We start from the raw sequence: 21,907 nt of genomic DNA, 5'->3' as shown, positions 1-21,907 counted from the left end.
GCAGCCGAACGGGAGCAAGCTCCCTCGCCACAGGGGATCTTTGCGCCGCCAGACCAGTTGCGGGGCTAATCCACCTAACACTGATCTACGGCAGCCTCTCTGTAACATTCTGCAACGATCATGGGCGACATTCCTTTCTTCGCTCAGGATTGTCCGCCCATGGCTACTCCATCGCTTTCCGCCAGCCAAGCGTCCGCCCCCAGCAGCCGGCCAGCGCTCGACAAGAAAACCAGCCCGTTCACCTACGTGATTTTTTTCGCAGTGCTGGCCATGGGGATGCTGTTCACCGCCTACAGCCTGATGCACGACATGCATGAACTGGGCACGCAGGTCACCACCTGGACGCCTTTCCTGCTGCTCGGCGTGGCGCTGTTGATTGCGCTGGGTTTTGAGTTCGTCAACGGTTTCCACGACACCGCCAACGCTGTGGCCACGGTGATCTACACCCACTCGCTGCCGCCGAATGTTGCAGTGGTCTGGTCGGGGTTCTTCAATTTCCTCGGCGTACTGCTGTCGAGCGGCGCGGTGGCGTTCGGCATCATCGCGTTGCTGCCGGTGGAGTTGATACTGCAAGTCGGTTCGTCCGCCGGCTTCGCGATGATCTTCGCACTGCTGATCGCCGCGATTCTGTGGAACCTCGGCACCTGGTGGCTGGGTCTGCCGGCCTCGTCGTCGCACACGCTGATTGGTTCGATCATCGGCGTCGGCGTGGCGAATGCCTTGATGCACGGACGGGACGGCACCAGCGGCGTCGACTGGGCACAGGCGACCAAGATCGGTTACGCGTTGCTGCTGTCGCCGCTGGTAGGCTTCGGTTTTGCCGCACTGTTGCTGCTGGCGCTGCGCGCGTTCGTGAAGAATCGTGCGCTGTACAAGGCGCCTGAAGGCAACACGCCGCCGCCGTGGTGGATTCGTGGTCTGTTGATTTTGACCTGCACCGGCGTGTCGTTCGCGCACGGTTCCAACGACGGGCAGAAAGGCATGGGCCTGATCATGCTGATTCTGGTCGGCACCCTGCCAATGGCCTACGCCTTGAACCGCACCATGCCCGAAGAACAATCACTGCAATTTGCGGCGGTGGCGCAAGTCACTCAGCAAGCGCTGGTGAAAAACACCTCGCTGCCGGCCCCGGCCGATCCGCGCCCGGTGCTTTCGGATTACATGCGCACCAAGGAAGCCACCGCGCAATTGATCCCGGCCCTCGCCGCCCTCACCGGGCACATCGGCGAAGAAGTCAAAGGCTACGGTTCACTGGCGAAAGTCCCGGCCGAAGCCATGGGCAACGTGCGCAACGATATGTACCTGGCCAGTGAAACCATTCGCCTGATGGACAAGAACAAGGTCGGCAACTTCGACGCCGACACCAGCGGCAAACTGCAACTGTTCAAGCAACAGATCGACAACGCCACACGCTTTATTCCGCTGTGGGTGAAGATCGCAGTGGCCATCGCCCTCGGGCTGGGCACCATGGTTGGCTGGAAAAGGATCGTGGTGACGGTTGGTGAGAAAATCGGCAAGACCCACCTGACTTACGCCCAGGGTGCCTCGGCAGAAACCGTGGCGATGCTGACGATTGGCGCTGCCGACATGTTTGGTTTGCCGGTATCCACGACGCATGTTTTGTCATCCGGTGTGGCAGGCACGATGGTCGCCAATGGCGGTGGTTTGCAGATGAGGACCATCCGCAATCTGCTGATGGCGTGGGTGCTGACCTTGCCTGCGGCAATCCTGCTATCCGGCAGCCTGTATTGGTTGTTCACCCAAATCTTCTGACCACCTCCCCCAGCCAATCCATGAACACCCGCACGCGCAACGGCAAATGCCGTTGCCGTGCATATAGCAGTGAAACGCCCATCGCCGGGGCGTTGAACTGCGGTAGCACGGCTACCAACTCACCGCTCTGCAGATAGCCATTCATTCCGGTATGCGGAATCTGCACCAGACCAAAACCACCCAACGCGGCCGATTCGTAAGCATCAGTGCTGTTGACCGTCACACTGCCGGCCATCGGCACGCGGCGAATCTGGCCGTGCTCTTCATACACAAACCCTTCCGAGCGCGAACCGAGCACGCCGACGTAATGCACCAGCCGATGCTGTGCCAGATCCTCCAGCGTCTGCGGCACGCCATAGCGCGCCAGATACGCCGGGCTGGCGCAGTTGATCATGCTGAAGTCGCACAGATGCCGCGCTACCACAGACTGATCCGGTTGCGCGCCGACCCGCACCACACAATCGAAACCTTCACTGAGCAAATCCACCCGGCGGTCGGTGCTGCTGATTTCCAGTTCCAGTTGCGGATAACGATCCATGAACTGCGGCAACTGCGGCATCACCACGCGGCGGGCGAGGATGTTCGGCATGTCGATACGGATGCGGCCGCTTAGCGAAGCGGCGTCCTGACGAAACAGGCCTTCGATCTCGTCCATGTGCGACAGCAGATCCTTGCTGCGTTCGTACAACACCAGGCCGTCCTGAGTTGCCTGCACTTTGCGTGTGGTGCGTTGCAGCAGACGTGTGCCGAGCAAGGTTTCAAGCGCTTGCACATGCTCGGAAACAGTCGAACGCGGCAGTCCGAGGCTCTCACCAGCGAGAGTGAAACTCGACAATTCGCTGACCCGCGCGAAAGTGCGCAGCAGTTCCAGTTTGTTCATTTTGCGCTCGTTGATTGTTCGGCCAATCCGACCAGTGATTCCGCTTTCAGTCTGTTTATCACCCCACAGCGGATAAATAAACTGGGCCACATCATCACTCACCGCAATCGAGGCCGACACATGAACCGCAAAATCGCATTGATCACTGGCGCCAGCCGTGGCTTGGGCAAGAACGCAGCACTGCACCTCGCCGCGCAAGGTGTGGACATCATCGGCACTTACAACAGCCGCGCCGATGAAGCTCAGGCGCTGGTGGCAGAAGTGGAAAAACTCGGCGGCCGAGCTGTGATGCTGCAGCTGGACGTGAGCCGAAGTGAAGGTTTTGCAGAGTTCGCCACGCAGGTCGAGCACGCGCTGCAACAATTTGATCGTGAACGTTTCGATTTCTTGATCAACAACGCCGGGGTCGGTCTGCATGTGAGTTTTGCCGAGACTACCGTCGAGCAATTCGACATGTTGATGAACGTGCATTTCAAAGGTCCGTTCTTCCTGACTCAGCAACTGCTGCCGCTGATTAACGACGGCGGACGGATCATCAACGTGTCCAGCGGGCTCGCTCGTTTCAGCATCCCGGGCGCCAGTGCCTATGCAGCAATGAAAGGCGCGATTGAAGTGCTGACCCGCTATCAGGCCAAGGAGTTGGGCTCACGTCAGATCAATGTGAATACGCTGGCACCCGGCGCAATCGAGACTGACTTTGGTGGCGGCGCCGTACGCGACAACGCGGCGGTGAATGCGATGGTCGCGGAAAACACTGCACTGGGCCGTGCCGGACAGCCGGATGACATTGGTGGTGCATTGGCGCTGCTGCTGTCACCGGGCGCGCAGTGGATCAACGGGCAACGAGTCGAAGCGTCGGGCGGGATGTTTCTCTGATTGCAAGACAGATGCACAATCATTGTGGCGAGGGAGCTTGCTCCCGCTGGGGTGCGCAGCGCCCCCAGAACCAGACCACGTGGATTCGCAGCTATTCGCGTTGTCCGGTTTTGCGACTGCTGCGCAGCCGAGCGGGAGCAAGCTCCCTCGCCACAAATTGATGTTTAACAATCAGGCAGTGCGAGCAGTCACCCACCGCTCACGCACCACGTCATAACCCCAGTGATAAACGTAGGTGTACGGCAGGAAAAACAGCAGCACGCCGATATCCAGCAAGAACGCCTGCCACACACTGACCGACAACCACCAGGCAATCAGCGGCACGCCCATCACGATCAACCCGCCTTCGAACAGCAGCGCATGCACCACCCGCACCCAGGCGTTGTGTTCGACGTTCATGCGTTTCAACGCGCGGTCGAAAAAGCCGTTAAACACCACGTTCCACGCCAACGCCAATGCGGCGATCAGCAACGTGACCAGGCCCATGTCGAGCAGCGGTTTGTCCATGATCCATGCCAGCAACGGCGTACAGATCAGGATCGCCAGCAGCTCGAAACCGATGGCCTGGAAAATACGTTCAGTGATGGATTTGTTGGCAGTCATGGCCTGACTCCTTGAGTGAAGATGGTTGCCATGATCCAGCCTTGTCCCGATACTTCATAACCAATAACCATCGATCAAGGCGATAGTTCATGGCATCTCAAGAAGTGTTGCTGGCGTTCGTGCAAGCGGCCACGCAAGGCTCGTTTTCGGCGGCGGCGCGAAAATTGGGGCGCAGTCAGTCGACCATCAGTGCGGCAGTGGCCAGCCTGGAGATTGATCTGGATCTGATCCTCTTTGATCGCAGCAGCCGTAAGCCGACGCTCACGCCTGAAGGGCACGTCATGCTGCAACGCGCCGAGGCGATTCTGGCGGCGACCAATCGCCTGGAAATGACTGCGCGGCAATTGGCACAGGGCGTCGAGCCGAAGCTGACGGTGGTGATTTCCGACACTTATCAGTCGGATCGATTCGAAGCAGCCTTGGTCGGCTTCGAGCAGCGTTACCCGGATCTGGAGCTGGAATGCCTGATCGCCGAGTGCGACGACATGATCGAACTGGTGCAGCGTGGCCGCGCGCACATGGGATTTGCCGAGATGCGCGACAGCTACCCGCCGGATCTGGAGACCTCGACAGTTGCCGAGAACACTGAAATCGGCTTATTCGTCGGCCTTGACCATCCGTTGGCTAAGCTCGAACACATCGATCAGGCAGAACTGGCGCAGCATCGCGAATTGCGCCTGGCGACCATCGTCAATCCGTATGACAGTCGCGGCAAAGGCCGGGTGTGGTCGGCGCCGAGTTATCTGATGCTGCTGGAAATGGCCGAAAAAGGTTTCGGCTGGGCACCGTTGCCCCGCTGGCTGGTGGGGCGTTTCGGCAATGGCTTGCTGGTGGAATTGAAAGTGCGCGGCTGGCCGAAACCGGTGTTTGTCGATGCGCTGTGGTCGCGGCTGTATCCGCCGGGGCCGGCGGGGAGTTGGTTGCTGAGCAAGATGCTGGAATAAATATACCGGTCTTTCGGGCCCCTTCGCGGGCAAGCCCGCTCCCACAGTTTTTTGCAGTGTTCAAAAATATTCTGTACGACGCGGATACTGTGGGAGCGGGCTTGCCCGCGAAGAGGCCAGTATTGTCAGCGCACCATTCAGATCAGCTCAACGCTTGCAGCCGCGCCTCGATGAACCGCCGCTCCGGCTCTTGCCGCGTCAGCTCCAACGCCCGCAGATACGCCGCCCGCGCCTCCTCCACCCGACCCAACTGCCGACAAAACTCCGCTCGCGCTGAATGCGCCAAGTGGTAATCCTGCAATTCTCTGCGCTCAAGAATCGCCTCAATCAACACCAACCCGGCCAACGCCCCATCACGCTTGGCCACTGCCACCGCCCGATTCAACTCGATCACCGGCGAAGGCACCGCCCGCAACAACACGTCATACAGCCCGACAATCTGCTCCCAATCCGTCTCCCCCGCCGTCGCCGCTTCGGCATGCACCGCGGCAATCGCCGCTTGCAGGCAATACGGGCCAAACCGCCGGGTGCTCAGCGCCCGCTCCACCAGCGCGCAACCTTCAGCAATCATGGCGCCATCCCACAACCGCCGATCCTGATCATCCAATAGCACCAGTTCACCTTCGGCCGAAGACCGCGCCGGTCGCCGCGACTCGTGCAACAGCATCAACGCCAGCAGCCCCATCACCTCCGGTTCCGGCAGCAGCTCCATCAACAATCGGCCCAGCCGAATCGCCTCACGCGTCAGGTCTTCACGGGTCACCTGCGCTCCGACCGATGCCGAATAGCCTTCGTTGAACACCAGATAAATCACCCGCAACACACTGTCGAGCCGCTCGGGCAATTCGCTCAGGCTCGGCACTTGATAGGGGATTTTTGCGTCACGGATTTTCGCTTTGGCGCGCACGATGCGCTGGGCTATCGCCGCCGGTGCCGAGAGAAACGCGCGGGCGATTTCCTCGGTGGTGAGATCGCAGACTTCACGCAGGGTCAGCGGCACTTGCGCATCTGCCGCCAGCGCCGGGTGGCAGCAGGTGAAAATCAGCCGCAGACGATCGTCTTCCACATCTTCATTGCTCCAGTCGGTCAGCTCCAGTTCCTCAAGTTGCGCCAGCAACAGCGGTTGCGAAGCCTTGAACCGCGCGCGACGGCGCAACACATCGATGGCTTTGAAACGCCCGGTGGACACCAGCCAGGTGCGCGGATTGTCCGGCACGCCGTCGCGCTGCCAGCGCTCGACCGCGATGAAAAACGCCTCATGCAAGGCCTCTTCGGCCAGATCGAAATCACCGAGCAGACGAATCAAGGTCGCGAGAATCCGCCGCGAGTCTTCGCGATAGACCTGCTCGACCCGCGCCTTGATCGCCGCGTCGGTCATCGGTCAGACGTTCAACTGGCGCACGGGACGCACTTCGACACTGCCGACCCGCGCTGCCGGGATATTCCCCGCGACCTGAAGCGCCTCGTTGAGATCGCGCGCATCGATCAGATAAAACCCGGCCAGTTGCTCCTTGGTTTCAGCAAATGGGCCGTCAGTGATCGACAACTTGCCGTTGCGCATACGCACGGTGGTGGCGGTCTGCACCGACTCCAAAGCTTCAGCGGCAATCATGCGGCCACTGCCCTGAATCGACTCGGCGTAGGCCCAGCATTCCGCATCCTCCGGGCTGTCGGGCTGCGAATGCAGCAGGTGCTCGTCGCTGTACACCAGACATAGATATTTCATGGCTTTCTCCCGACTGGAACGGATCAACTATGGCCGCAGATCGACACTTTGGCGAACGGACGCGGCTTACGGCGTAACGTCGAACAAGGTCGCGCCACTCATCGGATCGAACGGGGCCGACCAGTGCTCGTGAACAATCTTCCACGCCGCGCCCTCCTGCCGGTAGCACGCGGTGACGCGCATCCAGCAACTCTGGGTTTCGCCCTTTTCATTGGTGCCACCACAGTTGGCTACCCAGTGCGCAAACGCGATGCTGTCCGCTGTCTCGATGGCGATTTCCTGAAATTCGAAAATGTGCGGGCCGGGGCACATTTCCATGCAGGCCAGCCAGTGCGCGCGGTAGGCCGGTTTGCCTTTGAATTGCAGGGCCTTGATAGCGTCGAACGAGACGATGTCGTCGGCGTACAGGGCCATGACTTTTTCCACGTCCTTGGCCATGACGGCCTGGCGGTAGGTATCGATCAGGGTCTGGATCTGTGCTTGTGCGCTCATGGGGGTTCTCCTTGGTTTTTGTTGTGAAGACACCCTTAGTCGTCTGGCGAATCGATGGATCGACAGCTGCAACAAAAAATTTCTCAGGCGGGCAAAGTCGCTAGAATCCGAGGCTCTTCTTTGTAGGAAAAAGGAAATTCCCGTGTCAGCCCGACTCGTGCCTTACGACAGCCTGAATGCCATCCAGCGACAGCAGGTCGAGGCGATTGAAATCCACGCCGAGCAGATCAAATTCTCCGGCGACATCCACGGTGCGTTGCACACCTTGCTGTCTAAACCTGCGCCCGGCGTGAAGGGTTTTGCCCTGCTCGCCGATGAGATTCCAGTCGCGTTTCTGCTGCTCAAACGTCCGCCGGTGCTGCCGGCGTGGGCCGGTGAACACAGCGCCACACTGCACGCGTTGCAGGTCGATCGCCGGGCGCAGGGCAAGGGTTACGGCAAAGCGTGTTTGCAGGCGCTGCCAGAGGTTGCCCGCCAGGCCTGGCCGGAAATCAAAGGTCTGGAACTGTCGGTCGACGCCGACAACGATGCTGCCATCGCGCTGTACGCCAAACATGGCTACGTCGACAGCGGCGAAGCGTACAAGGGCCGGATCGGTTACGAACGGCGCATGGGCCTGTTTTTCTAAATCATCGAGGGATGCACGATGATCGACTCAATCGAAGCGCTGGAAGCGATTTACGGACAGCCGCACGAGCGGGCGGTACGCAAGCAGATTGATTTTCTCAACGAGGACTATCAGGCGATGGTCCGCGCCTCGCCGCTGGTGGTCGTCAGTTCGGTGGGCGCCGACGGCCTCGACAGTTCACCGCGCGGTGACGTGGCCGGGTTTGTGCGGATCATCGATTCACGCACCTTGGCGTTGCCGGATAGACCGGGCAACAACCGCATCGATACCTTGCGCAATGTGCTGCACGATCCGCGCGTGTCGCTGCTGTTCATCATTCCGGGGATTGGCGAGACGCTGCGCGTCAACGGCACCGCGACCATCAGTGCGGATCCGGCGTTGCTGGAGAGCTTTGCAGTCAACGGCAAACCGGCGCGCACGGTGTTGCTGGTGACGGTGGACGCGGCGTTTTTCCATTGTTCGAAAGCGTTTGTGCGCTCGGATGCGTGGAATCCTGAGACGCATCTGCCGCGTTCGGCATTGCCGACAGCCGGGGCGTTTCATAAACGTCTGAACGACGGCCAATTCGATGCCGAGACCTACGACCGTGAAGCGCCGGCCAGAGTGCAAAACAGCCTCTACTGACGTACCACTGCCCACTGTGGGAGCTGGCTTGCCAGCGATGGCGTCGGTACATCAAACATTGATGTCGGCTGAACCACCGCTATCGCTGGCAAGCCAGCTCCCACAGTGTTTTGCGTAATGACTTACAAGGTCAGGATCATCTCGTGCCACGCCATTCCGCCGTGGTCGGATGCCGACGGTTTGATGTAGGCAAAGCCGAATCCGGCATACAGCGCGATGTGTTGTTCTTTGCACATCAGATGGATCGTCGCTTTGCCCAAGCCGCGCATGCGTTCGATGAATTCACCCAACAAGCGCTTGGCCAGGCCCTGCCCCTGATAATCCGGATGCACCACCACCGACATGATCACCACGTTCGGCCCGGCCGGATCGTGGCCGATCAGTTCCTTGAAGTCTTCGTTGGACATCTGCACGTCGAACGCCGCGCCGGAGTTGATAAAACCAGCGACCTCCCCGTCCACCTCGGCAACGATGAAGCCGTCCGGCCAGGTGGCAATACGCGTGGCGATTTTTTCGCGGGTCGCCGCTTCATCGCCTTCGTAGGCGAGGGTCTCGATGGCGTAGCAGCGATCGAGGTCAGTGGCGCTGACGTTGCGGATGACGATGTTCATGGCGGCTCGAAATCAATGAAAACAAGCGGCAAAGGATAAAGGAATAAGCCGCTCATATCGATCCGCCCTGGCGGCGTAAAGCTTGTGTATAAGCGCTTTTCTTCGGATTCGCGGCAGGTTATTGCTGACGCTTGTCTCTGATCACCCGTGGGGGAAACAGCGTATGAGCAGCTTTGAGATCGGTCTGTTGATGGTGGCTGGTATCAGCGTTTTTGGCTTCATCACTTTGGGCGTCGACCTGTTGCGGGCACGTCGTGTCAGAGACAAGCAGTGATAAACCGGCAGCGGGGGTAACTCACGCTGCCGGCTGATGTTCAGTCTCTGGTTTCGACCGGCACACAGATTTCCAGCTTGCCGGTCTTGAGCGTCGGATTGAAATCCGCGCTGTAACGCTCCAGTTCCGGGGCGTTGAGTTCAACGTAGTGCGACTTCGGTAGCCAGGTTTTGTAGATGTACTGCAGGGTCTGCGGCAGGTGTTCGAGCGAGCCTTGGTGCTCAAACACCGCGTACTGGCGCGGCAGCACTTCGATCCAGCGATACACGTCCTGCGGCAACTCATCGAGCTTGGTGATTTCCACCCCGGCGATGTAATCGAAGCCGCCCTTGCCGTCGAAATTGCAGCAGACACCGTAGGTCACTTCGCCTTTCTGGCCGGGAATTTTGCCCAGATGCGGCAGGAATTTCTCCCACAGTGCCGGAATTTTGTGCGCGGTTTCCTGAGTAAATCGATCACCCAAGCCTGCAATCAGCAGGAAGTGTCCATGTTCGAAGCGAGGTTCAGCCACTTCGACGCGTTTTTGCTCATCCATGACTCGACTCCTGGAACAAAAGAGGGGTTCGGCTGGGAGTATAGAAAGCCAAAGCCACTTCGCACGGTCAGAGCGTGTGCAACTGCTCGACGGCAGCCGCACCGATAAACTCGTTGTAGCCAGATACGATCACGTATACCGCGAAATAACAGAAGATCGCTGCAGATGCCATGTACGAGTAGCGCAGCAACTTGTCACCCAAAAGCTTGCCGCCATGGCTCGCGGCGAAGCACAGCCCGGCCGACCACAGCAGTCCGGCACACAGAAATCCGCCGAGGAACAACGCCGAACTCAATGGCCCGCCGCCACCGGAACGCGCGATCAAGGTGCCACCGACCGCTGCGAACCAGAGAATCGCGCTAGGCGACGACATGGCGAGAAAAATCCCACGCAAGAATTCCTTGCGATGCGAGTTCTGCCCCACTTCGGCGGTCGCGGCCAGCATGGCTTCGTGGTGAATCGCCGAGTAGATCATCTTCGCCGCGAAGTAGATCAACAACGCGGAACCACCGATCCACAGCACCCAGCGCACAGTTTCGTATTGCAGCAAAACCGTCATCCCGGCCAGCGCCAGTACCGCGTAGATCAAGTCACCGACGCAGGTACCCACGCCCAACGCGAAGCCCTGAAAGTAACCACGCTGCATCGCCAGGGTGATCATCGCGATGTTCGCCACACCGATATCCAGGCACAGCGACAGGCTCAACAAGAAGCCACTGGTGAATTCCATCTAACGTTTTCCTTGGGACAAATTTGTGTGGGCACGGGCTGGACAGTCGGCCATCACTGCCCTTATCTTGCGCAACAGGTCACTGTAGTGACCAGCGTCGCTCGGACGGTTCCGGGCGCTTACGTTATCCGAGGCACCCATGGCTGAACAAGGTTCGCCGCGCCGCTTTGCGCGCATAGATCGACTCCCCCCTTACGTTTTCAACATCACCGCCGAGCTGAAGATGGCCGCGCGACGTCGTGGCGAAGACATCATCGACTTGAGTATGGGCAACCCCGACGGGGCCACGCCGCCGCACATTGTCGAAAAACTGGTGCAAGTCGCTCAACGTGACGACACCCACGGTTACTCCACGTCCAGAGGCATTCCGCGCCTGCGCCGGGCGATTTCCAACTGGTACAAAAAGCGCTACGAGGTCGATATCGACCCGGAAAGCGAAGCCATCGTGACCATCGGTTCCAAGGAAGGCCTGGCGCATTTGATGCTGGCCACGCTGGATCAGGGCGACACGGTATTGGTGCCGAACCCGAGCTATCCGATCCACATCTACGGCGCGGTGATTGCCGGCGCACAGGTGCGTTCGGTGCCGCTGGTGCCCGGCGTGGACTTCTTCGCTGAACTGGAGCGGGCGATTCGTGGCTCGATTCCGAAACCGAAGATGATGATTCTCGGCTTCCCGTCGAACCCGACCGCGCAGTGCGTAGAGCTGGATTTCTTCGAAAGGGTGATCGCCCTCGCCAAGCAGTACGACGTACTGGTGGTGCACGATCTGGCTTATGCCGACATCGTCTACGACGGCTGGAAAGCCCCGTCGATCATGCAGGTGCCGGGGGCCAAGGACATCGCGGTGGAGTTTTTCACCCTGTCCAAGAGCTACAACATGGCCGGTTGGCGCATCGGTTTCATGGTCGGCAACCCGGAACTGGTCAACGCCCTGGCACGAATCAAGAGCTACCACGACTACGGCACCTTCACCCCGCTGCAAGTCGCGGCGATTGCTGCGCTGGAAGGCGATCAGCAATGCGTGCTGGACATCGCCGAGCAGTATCGCCAACGCCGGAATGTGCTGGTCAAAGGCCTGCATGAGCTGGGCTGGATGGTCGAGAACCCGAAAGCCTCGATGTACGTCTGGGCGAAGATTCCCGAGGCTTACGCGCATCTCGGTTCGTTGGAGTTTGCCAAGAAACTGCTGGCCGAGGCCAAGGTCTGCGTCTCGCCGGGTGTGGGCTTTGGTGAATATGGCGACGATCATGTGCGGTTCGCGCTGATCGAAAACCAGGACCGGATCCGTCAGGCCGTACGCGGGATTCGCGGGATGTTCCGGGCGGATGGGTTAGTCACCAAATAACCCGCAAATTTCACCCACAAAAAAACCGCATCGCTGCGGTTTTTTTGTGCCTGCGGATCGCTGACTTATACGAACATCGACAACAGCAGAATGAAGCCCAGCGCCACCACCGACAGGATGGTTTCCATCGCGGTCCAGGTCTTGAAGGTTTCGGCCACGGTCATGTTGAAGTACTGCTTCACCAGCCAGAAGCCGGCGTCGTTAACGTGGGACAGGATCAGCGAACCTGCACCAGTGGCCAGCACCAGCAACTCACGGTTGACGCCCGGAATCATCCCCACCACCGGCACCACAATGCCCGCGCCAGTAATGGTCGCGACAGTCGCCGAACCAGTTGCGATGCGGATCACCGCCGCCACCAGCCACGCCAGCAAGATCGGCGAGATCTGCGCGCTGACCGCCATGTGGCCGATCACGTCGCCCACGCCGCTGGTCACCAGCATCTGCTTGAAGCCACCGCCGGCACCGATGATCAGAATAATCGCTGCGGTTGGCGCCAGGCTCGCGTCGAGCCATTTGAGCATCTGATTCGAACCGATGCCCTGCTTGTAGCCGAAGGTGTACAGCGACAGCAGCAATGCCAGCAGCAACGCTGAGATCGGGTGACCGATCATGTCCATCCAGATGCGGAAGAAGTGCCCGTCCGGCAGCGCGACGTCAGCGAAGGTTTTCAGCAGCATCAGGAACACCGGCAGCAGCACGGTAATCAAGGTGATGCTGAAGCTTGGCAGCACGGCAGAATCGTTTTCACGCGCCAGTTGATCGACCAGTTCCTGATTCGGATGACCCGGAATGTACTTGGCGATGAACGTGCCGTAGATCGGGCCGGCAATGATCGCAGTCGGCAGCGCCACGATCAAACCGTACAGAATGGTCTTGCCGATGTCTGCGCCAAACACCCCGATGGCCAGCAGCGGGCCCGGGTGCGGCGGCACCAGACCGTGCACCGCGGACAGACCGGCGAGCAGCGGGATACCGATCTTGATGATCGACACGCCGGTGCGCCGCGCAACGATGAACACCAGCGGAATCAGCAGGACAAAGCCGATTTCGAAGAACAGCGGAATGCCCACCAGGAACGCCGCGAACATCATTGCCCATTGCACGCGTTCTTTGCCGAACGCGCGAATCAGGGTCTGGGCGATCTGATCGGCACCACCGGATTCAGCCATCATTTTGCCGAGCATGGTGCCCAGCGCGAGGATGATGCCGACGAAACCGAGCACGCCACCGAAGCCGTCCTGGAACGCTTTGATGATGGTGCCGATCGGCATGCCCGAAGTCAGACCGAGGAATGCAGCGGCAATGGTCAGGGCAATGAACGGATGCAGCTTGAACTTGGTGATCAGGACGATGAGTCCGATCACCGTGACCACTGCATCAAGCAGCAGGTACGCGTCGTGGGACATGCCAAACATAGGGGGTGTCTCCTGGCTTGTTGTTGTTATTAAAGCGGGTTAATCAGAAGTCGTGAGGACAGCGCTATCTGCGCGATCACTCTCATACCGGCTGCTGCAAGCCGTTGGCCTGCCACCATTGGTGGGCCTGCTCGGCCAGCTCTTCGACGCTGTGGATCGAAGCGTTCAGCGCCAGGGTCAGCGGCTCGCCCTTGGGCGATTCGAGGGTGGCGAACTGGCTTTCTATCAGTGTTGCAGGCATGAAATGGCCGGGGCGGTGCGACACACGTTCGGCGGCCACTTCAGGGGTCAGCTCAAGAAACACGAAGCCCAGGCCCGGCAAGGCACTGCGCAACACTTCGCGGTAACTGTGTTTGAGTGCGGAACAGGTCAACACCGGGCGCTGGCCCGTGGCGTCGATGCGGCGCAGTTCATCGCACAGGCTGTCGAGCCAGCCGGCGCGGTCTTGATCGTTCAGGGGTATCCCCGCGCTCATCTTTTCGATGTTCGCGGCCGGATGGAAAGTATCGCCTTCAATGGCAGTGGCGCCGCTCAAATGGCACAAGGCCTCGCTGACGCACGTCTTGCCGCAACCGGCAACGCCCATGATGACCAGGGCGGTGATGGGATGATTCATGAAACACCTCAGCGCGCAGACAGCGCTACCTTTGCAAATTATGACTCAGTGCTCGGGTAGAAGTTGCCGACGCCTTCTTGTCGTTTTTTTGGGTTGCAGCAGGTTTGTTCCCGACGCCAAAAAGCAAGGATCAGGCAGGATCTCGCTCACGCATTTGCAGCTGCATCAGGACAGCGCTACCTTAGTGCCTTGATTTTTGTTTGGCAAGCCGCCCGATGACCACCTCTAAAAACGATAAAAATACCCGCACCACCGGCCGTCCCACTCTGAATGAAGTTGCCCGACTGGCCGGCGTCAGCCCGATTACCGCCTCGCGCGCCTTGCGCGGGGTCAGCACGGTCGCCACCGAACTGGTGGAAAAAGTGCAGAAAGCCGCGCTCGAACTCAACTATGTGGTCAACCCGGCCGCCCGTGCCCTGGCCTCGGCCCAGAGCCATTCGGTGGTGGTGTTGGTGCCGTCGCTGTCCAACTTGTTGTTCATCGACACACTGGAAGCCATTCATCGGATACTGACGCCCAAGGGCTTTGAAGTGCTGATCGGCAACTTCCACTACTCGCGCGATGAAGAAGAAAACCTGCTGCGCAACTACATGGCCTATCAGCCACGCGGTTTTCTGCTGACCGGGTTTGATCGCACCGAGAGTTCGCGACGGATGATCGAGGCCAGCAATATTCCCTGCGTGTACATGATGGAACTCGATAGCGCCGCCGGCGTGAATTGCGTGGGTTTCTCCCAGCTCAGCGCCGGCGAAACCGCTGCCGAACACTTGCTGTCACGCGGACGCAAACGTCTGGCCTACATCGGCGCGCAGCTGGATCAGCGCACGTTGTTGCGTGGCGAAGGATTTCGCAAGGCGTTGCAGAAGGCCGGACGCTACGACCCGGACCTGGAAGTGCTGACGCCGCGTTCATCCTCGGTGGGCTTGGGCGGCGAGTTGTTCCTGCAACTGCTGGCGGCGCATCCGGATGTCGATGCGATCTTCTTCGGCAACGACGACCTGGCTCAGGGCGCGCTGCTGGAAGCGCTGCGCAACGGGATCAAGATCCCTGAGCAGGTGGCGATTCTCGGCTTCAACGACTTGCCGATGTCCGAGCACATGGTGCCGCGCCTGAGCAGTATCAACACCCCGCGTGAGGCAATTGGCCGGCGGGCGGCGGAACAGATGCTGACGTTGATGGCGGGTAACAGCGTGGCGCGGCCGGTGGAAGACATGGGCTTCGAACTGAAAATCCGCGAAAGCACCTGATCCCATGTAGGAGCCTTCGGCAGCTCCTACAAAGGCCTACCGAGTAATTCGACCAGGGCCAATGCGCCTTTTTGCAACGGCTGGCTCTTGAGCCACACCGCATGCACCGGCAGCACCAGGCCGTTTTCGATGTTGCGAAAATTCAGCCGCTTCAAGCGGCCGGCATCCAGCCACGGTTGCACCACCGACAGCGGGAAATTGCCCCAGCCTAATCCCGCCTCGACCATCTCCAGCGCCGTTTCGAGGTTGTCGGTACGCCAGTGCGATTCAGCCACCAGTGGCCGCGTTTCACTGATCGGCAGATCGCGGCTTGCGACGAAAATCTGCCGCACATGCAGCAAATCCTCGAGAAACAAATCCTGCCCCTGCAGCAACGGGCTGTCCGCAGCCAGCGTGGCGATCATCCGCTCGCTGCCAACGAACTGAAAACGCTCCAGCACGTTCACGCTCAGCCCGGCGAACGCCAGACAGATGCTGACGCGACCGCTGTGCAGCATCGCCAGCACATCATCCTGCGGGGCGGTCAGCACTTCTATCTCCAGTAGCGGATGGCGCTCGGCAATCACCTTGATCGCTGCCAGCAAACGTCGACGGTCGATATCCGCCACTACGCCAATCGACAGCTTGCTTTCAAGACCCAGCGACAACTCCACCGCATGCACGCGCAACTGCTTGAGCTGATCGGCAATCAGCCGCGCCTGCGGCACCAGTGACAGCGCCATCGCCGTCGGTTGCGGTTCGCGAGAGCTGCGGTCGAACAGTGGATAACCGAGTTCGGCTTCAAGGTTGCCGATCCCCATGCTCACCGCCGACGGGACTTTACCCAGCGCGCGGGCTGCGGCGGAAAATGAGCCGCGTTCGATCACGGCGAGAAACAGTTCGATGCTGTCGCTGTTGAAATTCACTGCTTGACCTATCAATTAAACTGAAAGCTGCTGACTTTTTCTATCACGCCTATTGAAGCTATCTTTCGTCGCCTTCGCCAGCCCCATTGGCCAATCAGTCGCAAGAAAGAGGCAATCCGCATGCAAGGCGTCAAACGCAAACTGGTCTACGTTTCACTTTATGAAGTGATCGGCATGACCTTTTCCGCCCTCGGCCTAGCGTTGTTGTCCGGCACTTCCCCGGGCAGCACCGGGCCGCTGGCGGTGATCATCACCACCATCGCTGTGACCTGGAATTTCATCTACACCACGCTGTTCGAGCAGTGGGAAAGCCGTCAGGTGTCACGCACCCGCACAGTTAAACGGCGGATTGCCCACGCGGTCGGGTTTCAACTGACGTTGATTGTGTTCCTGATTCCGTTGATCGCGTGGTGGATGAACATCAGCCTGGTGCAAGCGTTTCTGCTGGATCTGGCGCTAATCGTGTTTATCCCGTGCTACACGTTCGCGTTCAACTGGTTGTTTGATCGGGTGTTTGGTTTGCCGGCCTCGGCGTTGCCGGATCCGGTGTAGTAACGTCCGGTTACTGGTGAAGGGAATCCTTATGCAGGAGTGAGCCTGCTCACGAACAGGCTCACTCCTGCAGTGGTTTGCCAGTAACTCAGTTCAACTGTAACGTCTCATTGAACTGACTGATCGCATCCACCACATGCCGCGATCCCTGCTGAATCTCCAGAATCACCTCCCCCGCCTCGTTCGCCAGTTCCACACCCAACCCGGTGCGGCTCAGGCTCGACTGCATGCTCGACACCGCGCTGAGTGACAGATCGTGGTTCTTGCGCACCACTTCGACAATTTCCAGCGTCGCCTGACTGGTACGCGCAGCCAGACTGCGCACTTCATCCGCGACCACGGCAAAACCGCGCCCATGCTCGCCGGCCCGCGCCGCTTCGATGGCCGCGTTGAGTGCCAGCAGGTTGGTCTGATCGGCAATGCCGCGAATGGTCTGGACGATGGTGCCGATGATGTCCGACTGTTTGCTCACCGCATCGATGCTCTGCGCCGCTTCGTTGAGGTCGCGGGAAATATCCTGAATGATCTGCACCGTTTGCTGCACCACCTGTGAGCCTTTTTGCGCACAGGCGTCGTTTTGCACTGACGTGCTGTGGGCCGATTCCGCCGCGTTCTGCAACGTGGTCATCTGGTGAGTGATGTCGCTGGCGAACTTGACCACTTTGTACAGCCGGCCCTTGGCATCGAACAACGGGTTGTAAGACGCTTCCAGGTAAACCATTTGCCCGGACTTGTTCTTGCGTTCAAAACGATGCGAGTGATATTCGCCGCGATTGAGCGAGGCCCAGAAAGCCTTGTATTGCGCAGACTCGGCTTCAGCGCGATGACAAAACATACTGTGATGATGCCCGACGATTTCGCCGAGCGAGTACTGCATGGTCTTGACGAAGTTCTCGTTGGCGGTGATGACATTGCCATCCGGCGTGAACTCGATCACCGCCATCGAACGACCGATCGCCGCGAGCATGCTTTCTTCTTCATGCTCCTTGTTGATCCGTGCGGTGATGTCAGAGGCGACTTTGATCACGCTTTTTACTTGTTTGTCCGGGCCGTACACCGGCATGTAACTGGCTTCGAGCCAGATCTCCCGGCCGCTTTTGTTCAGGCGCAGAAACGTCCCGCTGATTGGTTCGCCACGGGCCAGGTCGCGCCAGAGTTTTGCGTATTCTTCGCTGCGATAAAATACCTCTTCGCAGAAGATCCGATGGTGTTTGCCGCGCACTTCCTCGGCGCTGTAGCCCATGGTTTTACAGAAGTTGTCATTGGCATCCAGCACGATGCCGTCGGGGGTGAATTCGATCATTGCCATCGAACGGCTGATCGCCGCCAACTTGGCGTTGGCCTCGGTCAGTGCGCAACTAAAGCGCTCGATTTCCTGCAGGTCAGCCTTGTGATGTAGGTTGAACATGTCTCTATCACCTTCCGCGCGGTCTTTTGATTTGATGAAAGTTCAGGTCTTTCAAGATCTACCACTACGTTCCGAAGAACAGGCACACGCCTTCCTCCACGGGAGGAAGTTGTCAGGTGATAACTGATGATCAATCGGAGGGTCCGTGCAGCAACGCTCTAATCAAGACATCCTTCTCTTGATAGCCCGCGAGCGGGCCATTCCTAACATGCAGAAGAACTTCCATGTAAGTCATGCTCCTTGTTGGTTCAGTGTCCGGTGCCTTGGGTCGCGCACTCTGGCAGCTTTGATCAGTAGCTAACGGTTTGCAGTCGAGGCGCATGGTATTGCGGTCGACATAGTTAGTCAGGTGTCAGCATAGCCAGCGCAAAGCCGCGCGCAAGGCCACTAGTCGGCCAGTATCGGGGTGACTTAGGACAAAGATCGGAAGTGAAACGGTTCAGCGAAGATTTGGTTGACCGGGCGGTCGCACAGGCTTGGAAACAGGTCAGCTACACGGGAAATAAAGGGAGCTCAGAAACGGGCTCCCGATGGGCGTGATCAATGACCGAAGATGTCGAGTTTCTTGGCCTTTTTCTCATGCCGTTTCTCAATCGCAGTCTTGGCCGGTTTTTTCTTCGCGGCTTTCTTTGAATCCATACCTTTGGACATGATGCGTACTCCACTCACAGGGGATGTGAACTCAGGTATACACCTATCGCGGGACGCGCGTTGTTTTATAATCGCCGACCTTTGCACCGACAGTCTGAACCCATGACCGATACTCGCTATGCCCTGCTCGACGACCTGTCCTGGCCGTTGCTGAACAAGTTCTACCGCGCCCATCAATCGCCGATGAAAGCCGTGCGCGAGGCGCAACTGTGGGTGGCGCGGCGTGATGAAATCGTTGGGGCGCTGTGCTTGCGGCACGTTTCGGGAGGGCATTGGCTGACGGGGTTGTTTGTTGATCCGGCGTGTCGTGAGCAAGGCATCGCCGCGCAGTTGATTGACGCTGCAGTGTCGGGTGTGGAGGAGCCGGTGTGGTTGTTCTGCCATCCGGACTTGCGCGGTTTTTACGAGCGGCGCGGTTTCAGCTTTGATCCCGAATTGCCGCAAGCGATGGCCGAGCGCCTGAGCCGGTATGCGCGGAGCAAGCCGATGATTGCGATGGAACTGGCGCCGCGCCTCGGCTGATCAGTCGTCCGCAGCTGGATCAAGATCCGGGAACAGCACTTCGGTAAATCCGAATTTGCTGAAGTCGGTAATGCGCGACGGATACAACCGCCCGATCAGGTGATCGCATTCATGCTGCACCACTCGCGCATGGAACCCCGAGGCCACGCGCACAATCGGCTCTCCCTTCGGATCATAGCCCTCATAGCGAATCTGCTGATAACGATCCACCGCCCCGCGTAGACCCGGCACCGACAGACAGCCTTCAAAGCCCTCCTCGGTCAGCGTATTCAGCGGCGTGATCAACGGATTGATCAGGATCGTCTGCGGCACCGCTTCGGCATCCGGGTAACGCTCGCTGTGCTCGAAACCAAAAATCACCAGTTGCAGATCGACGCCGATCTGCGGTGCGGCCAAACCGACGCCGCCGACACTTTCCATGGTCTGGAACATGTCGTCGATCAGTTGCCACAGCTCCGGGCTGTCGAACATTTCCGGCGGTACCGGTGGGGCGATGCGCAGCAGGCGTTCATCGCCCATTTTCAGGATTTCACGGATCATGATCAGGCTTCGTCAGTGTTGGGCTTGAGCGAGTGATCGCGTCCAAGGCCGGAAACGTGTTGTTTGGGGTGTTCGTCGAGTTCGCCCGGGACTTTCTCGCCCGGGTCCTTGCCCTCGCTGGACATGTGTTCGATCACCGCATTCATTTCCGCACCGAGCAACAGCACTGCGGCGGAAATGTAGAAATACAGCAACAGCACGATGATCGCGCCGATACTGCCGTACATCGCGTTGTAGTTGGCGAACGTTTTGACGTAGAACGCGAAACCCAACGACGCGATGATCCACACCACCACCGCCAGCACCGAGCCGGGGGTGATGAAGCGGAATTCCTGCTTCACATCGGGCATCACGTAGTAGATGAGTGCCACGGCGACCATCATCAGAATCACGATCACCGGCCAGCGCGCGATGGTCCACACCGTGACGATGAATTCTTCCAGACCAAACTGCCCGGCAATCCAGCCCATCACCTGCGGCCCGAGCACCATTAAAGCGGCGGCGGCCAACAGCATGCCGGCGATGCCGACGGTGTAGATGATCGACAGCGGGAAACGCTTCCATACCGGACGGCCTTCGACCACGTCGTAAGCGGCGTTCATCGCGCTCATCATCAGACGCACGCCGGCGGACGCGGTGTACAGGGCGATGACGATACCCACCGAGAGCAGGCCGCCTTTGGACTGCTGCAACTGATCGATGACCGGGTTGACCTGTTCCAGCGCTTGCGGGGGCAGGACCAGTTCCGATTGCAGGCGCAGCCAGGAGAAGAAGTCCGGCAGGTGCAGGAAACCGATCAGGGCAATCAGAAACAGAATAAACGGGAACAGCGAGAACAGCATCTGGTAGGCCAGTGCCGAAGCATAGGTCGACATTTCGTCGTCGATAAATTCCGTGACCGTGCGCACCATCACCCGGTGCAGGGGCAAGCCTTTCATGGCTGGAAAAATCATTCGCGTCTCCTTTCGCCGCAGAACAGGTTGAAGTCGTGGCGACTCAGGGGCCGTTTTCTCTGATCAAAGTAGCCTAAATGGCAGCTTTGAAACACTAGGATCCGTGACTGTATGTGAACAACATACAAAAACGGCCATCCTTGGATGGCCGCTTCGGTGTTTCGTTCAAGGCCGGATCAGGCCTTGTCGACGCCTTTTTTGATAGCGTCTTTGGCTTTGCCGACAGCTTGCTGGGCTTCGCCTTTTTTCTCTTGGATCTTGCCTTCTACTTGCAGCTTGTCGTTGTCGGTGGCTTTACCGACGCCTTGCTTGACGTTGCCGACTGCTTCGTTGGCCATGCCTTTTACTTTATCGCCTGTGCTACTCATGGTGTTTCTCCTTGGTGCAATTAGGTGGAAAAGTCAGTACGTAATGATTGACCGGGCAGATTTGCGCCAAGTTTCATTTTTTTTCGCGGCTCATTTCGTCGCGCGATGCAGGTTGGGCTTTATGTTTGCCTGCCAACCCACGAGAATGCGCAGCATATGGGCGCCACGCGCCAGGAACCGATCCCGCAGGAATGTTATGAAACTCGATAAAAAACTGGCCATCGCCCGTCGCAACCAGGAACTGGGCGGCGCCGTGCTCGGCAGCAACAACTGCCACTTCGCCGAACTGAACCGTAACCGCAATATCTGGTGGTTCGATTTGCCGGTGACACGTCTGGCGGTCGGTCAATACGAGTGGATTCACCTGCTGATGCACACGCCGGATACCGATGAGTTGCTGCACCTGAAAGTGCCGACGGTGTTTTTGCGTGAGAAGCTTGAAGGGCTGGTGATTCGCAATGAAGGCAAGCGTAAGGCTGCTTTGAGTCTGGAGCTGAGTGCGGATAAGGATTCGTATCTGCAGGACATGCGGCCGACGGGGACTAACGTGAATTTTGCGCCGTTTGCAGTGGTCTAATTTCCCCGGACACCCCGATAGGTGGAAAATGCATCTATCGAGGAGTTATTCATGACCAAAAAACGCAGGGCATTCGACGACAGCTTCAAGCTGCAAGTCGTGAAGA

General features: G+C 58.8%; 24 protein-coding genes and 2 pseudogenes. 10 read left to right on the top strand and 16 right to left on the bottom strand.

Features of this window, described 5'->3' with window-relative positions; all coding sequences use genetic code 11:
* The first annotated feature begins 159 nt into the window (after positions 1 to 159).
* Complete coding sequence (locus ACP7BN_RS27250; protein WP_420651198.1) at positions 160 to 1,773, top strand: inorganic phosphate transporter; 1,614 nt, start codon at positions 160 to 162, stop codon at positions 1,771 to 1,773.
* On the opposite strand, the gene ACP7BN_RS27245 is transcribed toward ACP7BN_RS27250, so the two are convergent.
* Positions 1,757 to 2,653 carry a LysR family transcriptional regulator gene (locus ACP7BN_RS27245; protein ID WP_426206899.1) on the bottom strand — a complete coding sequence of 299 codons (897 nt, stop codon included), beginning with the start codon at positions 2,651 to 2,653 and terminating at the stop codon, positions 1,757 to 1,759. The two genes, ACP7BN_RS27250 and ACP7BN_RS27245, sit on opposite strands and share 17 nt — an antisense overlap.
* 120 nt (positions 2,654 to 2,773) lie before the next feature.
* Between ACP7BN_RS27245 and ACP7BN_RS27240 the strand changes: the two genes are divergently transcribed.
* Entirely contained in the window at positions 2,774 to 3,529 is a 756-nt protein-coding gene (locus tag ACP7BN_RS27240; protein ID WP_426206897.1) for an SDR family NAD(P)-dependent oxidoreductase, read from the top strand.
* A gap of 171 nt (positions 3,530 to 3,700) precedes the next feature.
* On the opposite strand, the gene ACP7BN_RS27235 is transcribed toward ACP7BN_RS27240, so the two are convergent.
* Complete coding sequence (locus ACP7BN_RS27235; RefSeq protein ID WP_426206895.1) at positions 3,701 to 4,132, bottom strand: multidrug/biocide efflux PACE transporter; 432 nt, start codon at positions 4,130 to 4,132, stop codon at positions 3,701 to 3,703.
* 89 nt (positions 4,133 to 4,221) lie between these two features.
* Between ACP7BN_RS27235 and ACP7BN_RS27230 the strand changes: the two genes are divergently transcribed.
* Complete coding sequence (locus ACP7BN_RS27230; RefSeq protein ID WP_420646379.1) at positions 4,222 to 5,076, top strand: LysR family transcriptional regulator; 855 nt, start codon at positions 4,222 to 4,224, stop codon at positions 5,074 to 5,076.
* 142 nt (positions 5,077 to 5,218) lie between these two features.
* Here the strand turns inward: ACP7BN_RS27230 and ACP7BN_RS27225 are convergent, their stop codons facing one another.
* From ACP7BN_RS27225 to ACP7BN_RS27215, 3 genes are all read right to left on the bottom strand, one after another.
* A complete protein-coding gene (locus ACP7BN_RS27225) occupies positions 5,219 to 6,454 on the bottom strand; it encodes an RNA polymerase sigma factor (protein WP_426206893.1) in 1,236 nt (411 codons plus the stop codon).
* Positions 6,455 to 6,457: 3 nt separating this feature from the next.
* Positions 6,458 to 6,802 carry a YciI family protein gene (locus ACP7BN_RS27220; protein ID WP_426206892.1) on the bottom strand — a complete coding sequence of 115 codons (345 nt, stop codon included), beginning with the start codon at positions 6,800 to 6,802 and terminating at the stop codon, positions 6,458 to 6,460.
* Positions 6,803 to 6,868: 66 nt separating this feature from the next.
* Positions 6,869 to 7,294 (bottom strand): YybH family protein, encoded by a 426-nt coding sequence (locus tag ACP7BN_RS27215; RefSeq protein ID WP_426206891.1) that lies wholly within the window; start codon positions 7,292 to 7,294, stop codon positions 6,869 to 6,871.
* Positions 7,295 to 7,436: 142 nt separating this feature from the next.
* On the opposite strand from ACP7BN_RS27215, the gene ACP7BN_RS27210 reads away from it, so the two are divergent.
* Together ACP7BN_RS27210 and ACP7BN_RS27205 are read left to right on the top strand one after the other, a co-directional pair.
* A complete protein-coding gene (locus ACP7BN_RS27210; protein WP_426206890.1) occupies positions 7,437 to 7,922 on the top strand; it encodes a GNAT family N-acetyltransferase in 486 nt (161 codons plus the stop codon).
* Between the two features lie 18 nt (positions 7,923 to 7,940).
* Entirely contained in the window at positions 7,941 to 8,546 is a 606-nt protein-coding gene (locus ACP7BN_RS27205; RefSeq protein ID WP_426206888.1) for a pyridoxamine 5'-phosphate oxidase family protein, read from the top strand.
* 122 nt (positions 8,547 to 8,668) lie between these two features.
* Here ACP7BN_RS27205 and ACP7BN_RS27200 read toward each other — a convergent pair whose 3' ends face one another.
* From ACP7BN_RS27200 to ACP7BN_RS27190, 3 genes are all read right to left on the bottom strand, one after another.
* A complete protein-coding gene (locus tag ACP7BN_RS27200; RefSeq protein ID WP_426206886.1) occupies positions 8,669 to 9,157 on the bottom strand; it encodes a GNAT family N-acetyltransferase in 489 nt (162 codons plus the stop codon).
* Positions 9,158 to 9,471: 314 nt separating this feature from the next.
* Positions 9,472 to 9,966: a GyrI-like domain-containing protein gene (locus tag ACP7BN_RS27195; protein WP_426206885.1), complete on the bottom strand. Its 495-nt coding sequence runs from the start codon at positions 9,964 to 9,966 to the stop codon at positions 9,472 to 9,474.
* Positions 9,967 to 10,033: 67 nt separating this feature from the next.
* Positions 10,034 to 10,696, bottom strand: a complete 663-nt coding sequence (locus tag ACP7BN_RS27190) for a LysE family translocator (protein WP_426206884.1) — start codon at positions 10,694 to 10,696, stop codon at positions 10,034 to 10,036.
* A 139-nt stretch (positions 10,697 to 10,835) separates the two neighbouring features.
* On the opposite strand from ACP7BN_RS27190, the gene alaC reads away from it, so the two are divergent.
* The gene (gene alaC, locus ACP7BN_RS27185) at positions 10,836 to 12,044 is read left to right on the top strand and encodes an alanine transaminase (RefSeq protein ID WP_426206882.1); all 1,209 of its coding nucleotides are present in this window, start codon (positions 10,836 to 10,838) and stop codon (positions 12,042 to 12,044) included.
* 65 nt (positions 12,045 to 12,109) lie between these two features.
* On the opposite strand, the gene ACP7BN_RS27180 is transcribed toward alaC, so the two are convergent.
* Both ACP7BN_RS27180 and ACP7BN_RS27175 read right to left on the bottom strand, forming a co-directional pair.
* Positions 12,110 to 13,462 carry a GntP family permease gene (locus ACP7BN_RS27180; RefSeq protein WP_426206881.1) on the bottom strand — a complete coding sequence of 451 codons (1,353 nt, stop codon included), beginning with the start codon at positions 13,460 to 13,462 and terminating at the stop codon, positions 12,110 to 12,112.
* A gap of 82 nt (positions 13,463 to 13,544) precedes the next feature.
* Complete coding sequence (locus ACP7BN_RS27175) at positions 13,545 to 14,078, bottom strand: gluconokinase (RefSeq protein WP_426206879.1); 534 nt, start codon at positions 14,076 to 14,078, stop codon at positions 13,545 to 13,547.
* A gap of 215 nt (positions 14,079 to 14,293) precedes the next feature.
* On the opposite strand from ACP7BN_RS27175, the gene ACP7BN_RS27170 reads away from it, so the two are divergent.
* Positions 14,294 to 15,325, top strand: coding sequence for a LacI family DNA-binding transcriptional regulator (locus ACP7BN_RS27170; protein WP_426206878.1), 1,032 nt, complete (start codon positions 14,294 to 14,296; stop codon positions 15,323 to 15,325).
* A 26-nt stretch (positions 15,326 to 15,351) separates the two neighbouring features.
* On the opposite strand, the gene ACP7BN_RS27165 is transcribed toward ACP7BN_RS27170, so the two are convergent.
* Positions 15,352 to 16,230 carry a LysR family transcriptional regulator gene (locus tag ACP7BN_RS27165; protein WP_426206876.1) on the bottom strand — a complete coding sequence of 293 codons (879 nt, stop codon included), beginning with the start codon at positions 16,228 to 16,230 and terminating at the stop codon, positions 15,352 to 15,354.
* A gap of 120 nt (positions 16,231 to 16,350) precedes the next feature.
* Here ACP7BN_RS27165 and ACP7BN_RS27160 point away from each other — a divergent pair, with 120 nt between their 5' ends.
* Complete coding sequence (locus tag ACP7BN_RS27160) at positions 16,351 to 16,782, top strand: PACE efflux transporter (protein WP_420646364.1); 432 nt, start codon at positions 16,351 to 16,353, stop codon at positions 16,780 to 16,782.
* An 88-nt stretch (positions 16,783 to 16,870) separates the two neighbouring features.
* Here ACP7BN_RS27160 and ACP7BN_RS27155 read toward each other — a convergent pair.
* Positions 16,871 to 17,293, bottom strand: a pseudogene (locus tag ACP7BN_RS27155) (methyl-accepting chemotaxis protein); the annotation flags it as partial.
* 120 nt (positions 17,294 to 17,413) lie between these two features.
* Positions 17,414 to 18,190: pseudogene (locus tag ACP7BN_RS27150) on the bottom strand (PAS domain-containing protein); the annotation flags it as partial.
* A 753-nt stretch (positions 18,191 to 18,943) separates the two neighbouring features.
* On the opposite strand from ACP7BN_RS27150, the gene ACP7BN_RS27145 reads away from it, so the two are divergent.
* Positions 18,944 to 19,363, top strand: coding sequence for a GNAT family N-acetyltransferase (locus ACP7BN_RS27145; protein ID WP_426206874.1), 420 nt, complete (start codon positions 18,944 to 18,946; stop codon positions 19,361 to 19,363).
* On the opposite strand, the gene def is transcribed toward ACP7BN_RS27145, so the two are convergent.
* From def to ACP7BN_RS27130, 3 genes are all read right to left on the bottom strand, one after another.
* Positions 19,364 to 19,903 (bottom strand): peptide deformylase, encoded by a 540-nt coding sequence (def, locus tag ACP7BN_RS27140; RefSeq protein ID WP_420646362.1) that lies wholly within the window; start codon positions 19,901 to 19,903, stop codon positions 19,364 to 19,366.
* A 2-nt stretch (positions 19,904 to 19,905) separates the two neighbouring features.
* On the bottom strand, positions 19,906 to 20,856 hold the full coding sequence (locus tag ACP7BN_RS27135; RefSeq protein ID WP_426206872.1) for a YihY/virulence factor BrkB family protein: 951 nt from the start codon (positions 20,854 to 20,856) through the stop codon (positions 19,906 to 19,908).
* Between the two features lie 176 nt (positions 20,857 to 21,032).
* A complete protein-coding gene (locus ACP7BN_RS27130; RefSeq protein ID WP_420646360.1) occupies positions 21,033 to 21,224 on the bottom strand; it encodes a CsbD family protein in 192 nt (63 codons plus the stop codon).
* 196 nt (positions 21,225 to 21,420) lie between these two features.
* Here ACP7BN_RS27130 and ACP7BN_RS27125 point away from each other — a divergent pair, with 196 nt between their 5' ends.
* Entirely contained in the window at positions 21,421 to 21,801 is a 381-nt protein-coding gene (locus tag ACP7BN_RS27125; RefSeq protein WP_426206871.1) for a hypothetical protein, read from the top strand.
* Positions 21,802 to 21,907 lie beyond the last annotated feature (106 nt).

This window comes from Pseudomonas sp. TWP3-1 (assembly GCF_049896625.1).
Classification (GTDB): domain Bacteria; phylum Pseudomonadota; class Gammaproteobacteria; order Pseudomonadales; family Pseudomonadaceae; genus Aquipseudomonas.
This window is presented reverse-complemented; position numbering and strand designations above follow the sequence as displayed.

Excerpts from the sequence above, each read along its gene's own strand:
- ACP7BN_RS27250 (WP_420651198.1), top strand. The coding sequence starts at position 160 with ATGGCTACTCCATCGCTTTCCGCCAGCCAAGCGTCCGCCCCCAGCAGC.
- ACP7BN_RS27245 (WP_426206899.1), bottom strand. The coding sequence starts at position 2,653 with ATGAACAAACTGGAACTGCTGCGCACTTTCGCGCGGGTCAGCGAATTG.
- ACP7BN_RS27240 (WP_426206897.1), top strand. The coding sequence starts at position 2,774 with ATGAACCGCAAAATCGCATTGATCACTGGCGCCAGCCGTGGCTTGGGC.
- ACP7BN_RS27235 (WP_426206895.1), bottom strand. The coding sequence starts at position 4,132 with ATGACTGCCAACAAATCCATCACTGAACGTATTTTCCAGGCCATCGGT.
- ACP7BN_RS27230 (WP_420646379.1), top strand. The coding sequence starts at position 4,222 with ATGGCATCTCAAGAAGTGTTGCTGGCGTTCGTGCAAGCGGCCACGCAA.
- ACP7BN_RS27225 (WP_426206893.1), bottom strand. The coding sequence starts at position 6,454 with ATGACCGACGCGGCGATCAAGGCGCGGGTCGAGCAGGTCTATCGCGAA.
- ACP7BN_RS27220 (WP_426206892.1), bottom strand. The coding sequence starts at position 6,802 with ATGAAATATCTATGTCTGGTGTACAGCGACGAGCACCTGCTGCATTCG.
- ACP7BN_RS27215 (WP_426206891.1), bottom strand. The coding sequence starts at position 7,294 with ATGAGCGCACAAGCACAGATCCAGACCCTGATCGATACCTACCGCCAG.
- ACP7BN_RS27205 (WP_426206888.1), top strand. The coding sequence starts at position 7,941 with ATGATCGACTCAATCGAAGCGCTGGAAGCGATTTACGGACAGCCGCAC.
- ACP7BN_RS27200 (WP_426206886.1), bottom strand. The coding sequence starts at position 9,157 with ATGAACATCGTCATCCGCAACGTCAGCGCCACTGACCTCGATCGCTGC.
- ACP7BN_RS27195 (WP_426206885.1), bottom strand. The coding sequence starts at position 9,966 with ATGGATGAGCAAAAACGCGTCGAAGTGGCTGAACCTCGCTTCGAACAT.
- ACP7BN_RS27190 (WP_426206884.1), bottom strand. The coding sequence starts at position 10,696 with ATGGAATTCACCAGTGGCTTCTTGTTGAGCCTGTCGCTGTGCCTGGAT.
- alaC (WP_426206882.1), top strand. The coding sequence starts at position 10,836 with ATGGCTGAACAAGGTTCGCCGCGCCGCTTTGCGCGCATAGATCGACTC.
- ACP7BN_RS27180 (WP_426206881.1), bottom strand. The coding sequence starts at position 13,462 with ATGTTTGGCATGTCCCACGACGCGTACCTGCTGCTTGATGCAGTGGTC.
- ACP7BN_RS27175 (WP_426206879.1), bottom strand. The coding sequence starts at position 14,078 with ATGAATCATCCCATCACCGCCCTGGTCATCATGGGCGTTGCCGGTTGC.
- ACP7BN_RS27170 (WP_426206878.1), top strand. The coding sequence starts at position 14,294 with ATGACCACCTCTAAAAACGATAAAAATACCCGCACCACCGGCCGTCCC.
- ACP7BN_RS27160 (WP_420646364.1), top strand. The coding sequence starts at position 16,351 with ATGCAAGGCGTCAAACGCAAACTGGTCTACGTTTCACTTTATGAAGTG.
- ACP7BN_RS27145 (WP_426206874.1), top strand. The coding sequence starts at position 18,944 with ATGACCGATACTCGCTATGCCCTGCTCGACGACCTGTCCTGGCCGTTG.
- def (WP_420646362.1), bottom strand. The coding sequence starts at position 19,903 with ATGATCCGTGAAATCCTGAAAATGGGCGATGAACGCCTGCTGCGCATC.
- ACP7BN_RS27135 (WP_426206872.1), bottom strand. The coding sequence starts at position 20,856 with ATGATTTTTCCAGCCATGAAAGGCTTGCCCCTGCACCGGGTGATGGTG.
- ACP7BN_RS27130 (WP_420646360.1), bottom strand. The coding sequence starts at position 21,224 with ATGAGTAGCACAGGCGATAAAGTAAAAGGCATGGCCAACGAAGCAGTC.
- ACP7BN_RS27125 (WP_426206871.1), top strand. The coding sequence starts at position 21,421 with ATGAAACTCGATAAAAAACTGGCCATCGCCCGTCGCAACCAGGAACTG.